Genomic DNA, 3,237 nt, shown 5'->3' on the forward strand with positions numbered 1-3,237 from the left:
GGGGGACCCTGTGGGAGAGTAGGACGCCGCCGAACAATCATTGTAGAAAAGCCCTGTACCGGGTATCCGGTACAGGGCTTTTCTGCGTTCAGGGGGCTTCTGACAGAGCCGCTCGGTATCGTGGCCAGCGTTCCCCTGGAGGCACGATGACAGCACAGCACCTCGAAGACGACGGTCCGCTCATCCCCCAGCCGGCCATGACGCGCGAAGCCCTGCGGGACGCAGTGCGCCGGATCGACATGCCGCACCTCGCCGAGTTCGACAGGGAGTGCCATGCGGCGTTCGACCGCGCCGCCGAGACCGGCGCGATCAACCCGCTCCGCTTCTTCCTGATCAAGTGGGCGACGCACGTGGCCATCCACCGTTGGCCCGCGCGCTCGGCAGCGCTGCTCGAGGCCGAACGGACCGCCGGCAACCCGGACGCCACCGAAGCGGAGTTCCGGGCCGCCATGGAGACGAGCAGCCGCATCCTCGCCGAGGCCCAGCGCGAGATCGGTCAGTGAGTCCGCGGGGCGAAGGGACGGAGAACGACGGCGGCTGGGCATGGGAATGCGATCCGAGCCGCCAGTGGGTCCTCGGCGACATGGCCGCCGAGCATCAGAGGACGGTCGGCGCCGTGATGGACGGCCTGGTCGACCTGGCCTCCATGGGCATCGACCCCAAGGACGGCAGCCTCTACGAAGACCCCAGCCCCATGCGGCTGCGTACGTACGAGGACGAGCACCTGATGCTCTGGTACCAGACCATCCCTCACCGCAGCCGTGTCTACCTGAAGCGCGTCAACCTCTGATCAGTGGCCGCCCGAGTCCGTCCCCGGTCAGCAGCCCCGCGTCGGGGCCGGTGTCGGCCTCGAGAGGGGTGCGGAGGGGCGGTTGTTCCTCGGCGCGGACTCAGCCTGCGGCCGGTGGGCAACTCGCCCGGCAGGCATCGGCAGGCCATGGCCCCTTGCACGGGGCCGGATCGAGAAGGCCGGCTCCCCGAGTGATGGTGCGGTCGCACCAGTCGCACACCACTGTCGCGTGGGCGCCCGCGTCCTCGAGGAGCCTGGCTGCCTCATCCGTGGCTTCGAGCCAGCGGGGTCCCGTGACCGCTACGGGTGCACGGTCGAGCAGAAGTCTGCTGTTCCAGAGGCTGAGGCCGGTGATCGTCCGAATCGCGCGGACCGCGTCCATCTTCCGGTCTCCTGCCGACGTCAGCAGCACACGGAAACCCGGCTCTTCCACACACCCTCCCCGGCCACCCCCAGTTGTTCGGCAAGTGAACCATCAGGCCCGGCGGGTTGTCGCCGGACCCAGGCGAACGTCTGGACCTCGCCGTCTGGGCAGCCGCACAGAGCCCGTGGTCGCCCCAGGAAGGCTTGGCCGCGGTTGAGTCTCCCGTGGGGGGAGACATCAAGCTGGGGGCATGGACAGGGACACGCTCTATTCCATCGGAGAACTATCCCGCCGGACCGGCCTGACGGTGAAGACCATCCGGTTCTACTCCGACAAGGGCATCGTCCCGCCAACCGAGCGGAGCCCGGCGGGTTACCGGCTCTACGGCCTCGACGCACTCGCGCGCCTGGACCTGGCCCGCACACTGCGTGATCTCGGGCTCGATCTGGCGACCGTGCGCAAGGTGCTGGACCGGGAGGCATCCCTATCGGAAGTCACGGAAGCACACGCCAACGCCTTGGACGTACAGATCCGGACGCTCCGCCTGCGCCGGGCAGTACTCCGCGCAGTCGCCAGACGCGGCTCCCGAACAGGTCGAGGCCTGGGTGGAACTCGCCGGACTCTGCCAGAGCGCAGACTTCCGTGTCGCGATACGCCGCACAGCCGAGGAGCAGGCGCAAGAGCCTTCCCAGCAGGACGTCATTGCTCTGCACGATGCTCTCAACCAAGCGATGCGTGAACGAATCGCCGAGGCCGTGTCCGCCGGCCTCCTGCCGGCCTCCGCCAAAGGTGCATTCCTCACCGACTCGCTGGGCGGCCTCTACGCCGACGCATTCGAGCGTGCAGGCGGAGGAGATCTGCGCCGCTGGCTCCTCGCCCGCCTGCAGACAACCGCCGCCCCCCACGCCGAGCGCTACTGGCAGCTCCTGGCAACGGTCAATGGATGGCCCACATCACCCACGCTTGCTCCCGTCTACTCCTGGTTCACCACCGTCTTGGCCAAGAGCGCCGACGACCATCACAAGGCCTGATGCGATGGGGACACGGGACCTGACGTTCGGCTTGTACGCAGACGAGCAGGGGCTGGCATGGGTCAGGAAACTCGTTGGGGACGCTGTGGGCGCCCGGAGGGCCCGGCTCACCGGGTGAGACCGTCGCACACAGGAACGGGCCTGCCAGCGGCGCTGACTCTGGTGGGCTCCTCGGCCAGGTCGTCGGCGAAGCCGACGATCACCCGCTCGGTGATCGCCTCGTACTCGCCGTCGGACGGCCCGCAGTGTGCGGCGGCGTCCGGGGTGATGAGCGCGTCCCTGCATCGGTCTCGGTGCTCCGCTGCATCGTCCGGCCCGGTCAGTGGGCGATCCCGACGTGTTGGATGGGCGCATGGCGAGACGACAGAAGAGGCAGCGGCCCCCGTTCGGCCTGCCCCGGGGCATCGTTCTGCTGGCGACGCCGGACGGCTGGCGCTACAGCATCCAGACCGTGGACGGCGGAATGCTCTGCGGGCGCCTCACCGACGAGCTGCTCGACCCAGAGGTGGCACTGATCGCTGCCGCCACGACGCTGGAGGAACTCGCACGCGACTTCCACGGCACCACCGTCGAGGTGGCCTGGGATCCCCGCCAGGAACCCTGGGCGTGGACCGGCCGAGTCATCCCTGTCCCCGGAGACGAGACCGCCGCGAGCTAGCCGGCCCGGGGGTATGGGCTGCCCCATGCCCCGGCGGTCAGGGCCGTGCGTGCCCTCGTTTTGACACCTCGGAGGGCCAGTTGTAGAGTCGAACGGTTGCCTGGAACTGGACAAGTTCGGCAGCCATCCAGCAAGACCCCACGTACCCACGGAATCGAATTCTGCGGGTACGTACTCGACTCCTCATCCAGGAATCCGAAGCCGGGAAATCCGGTGGAAAACTTCTGATAGAGTCGGACTCGCCGGAAAGGGAAACGCGAAAGCGAGGACCTGGAAAGCAAATCCCGCTTCGACCGGGAGTCAGGCCCGAAAGGATCTGATAGAGTCGGAAACGAAGAACGAAGCCCGGAGGAAAGCCCGAGAGGGTGAGTACAAAGGAAGCGTCCGTTCCTTG

At 67.8% G+C, this 3,237-nt stretch carries 4 protein-coding genes and 1 pseudogene; 4 read left to right on the top strand and 1 reads right to left on the bottom strand.

The features are described from left to right. Positions 1-146 precede the first annotated feature (146 nt). Both ACFYXK_RS33895 and ACFYXK_RS33900 read left to right on the top strand, forming a co-directional pair. Complete coding sequence (locus ACFYXK_RS33895) at positions 147-503, top strand: DUF6247 family protein (protein WP_266995514.1); 357 nt, start codon at positions 147-149, stop codon at positions 501-503. 80 nt (positions 504-583) lie between these two features. Next, on the top strand, positions 584-790 hold the full coding sequence (locus ACFYXK_RS33900; RefSeq protein ID WP_389414648.1) for a hypothetical protein: 207 nt from the start codon (positions 584-586) through the stop codon (positions 788-790). 100 nt (positions 791-890) lie between these two features. On the opposite strand, the gene ACFYXK_RS33905 is transcribed toward ACFYXK_RS33900, so the two are convergent. After that, a complete protein-coding gene (locus ACFYXK_RS33905) occupies positions 891-1,223 on the bottom strand; it encodes a ribosomal protein L7/L12 (RefSeq protein ID WP_389414649.1) in 333 nt (110 codons plus the stop codon). Positions 1,224-1,404: 181 nt separating this feature from the next. Here ACFYXK_RS33905 and ACFYXK_RS33910 point away from each other — a divergent pair. Beyond that, positions 1,405-2,185 (top strand): annotated as a pseudogene (locus ACFYXK_RS33910) (MerR family transcriptional regulator). Positions 2,186-2,537: 352 nt separating this feature from the next. Next, entirely contained in the window at positions 2,538-2,843 is a 306-nt protein-coding gene (locus ACFYXK_RS33915) for a hypothetical protein (RefSeq protein ID WP_389414650.1), read from the top strand. The last annotated feature ends 394 nt before the right edge of the window (positions 2,844-3,237 follow it).

Source organism: Streptomyces sp. NPDC002209 (assembly GCF_042890265.1).
Taxonomy (GTDB): domain Bacteria; phylum Actinomycetota; class Actinomycetes; order Streptomycetales; family Streptomycetaceae; genus Streptomyces.

Bases quoted from the DNA above. Each gene is read 5' to 3' on its own strand.
- ACFYXK_RS33895 (WP_266995514.1), top strand. From the start codon at position 147: ATGACAGCACAGCACCTCGAAGACGACGGTCCGCTCATCCCCCAGCCG.
- ACFYXK_RS33900 (WP_389414648.1), top strand. From the start codon at position 584: ATGGCCGCCGAGCATCAGAGGACGGTCGGCGCCGTGATGGACGGCCTG.
- ACFYXK_RS33915 (WP_389414650.1), top strand. From the start codon at position 2,538: ATGGCGAGACGACAGAAGAGGCAGCGGCCCCCGTTCGGCCTGCCCCGG.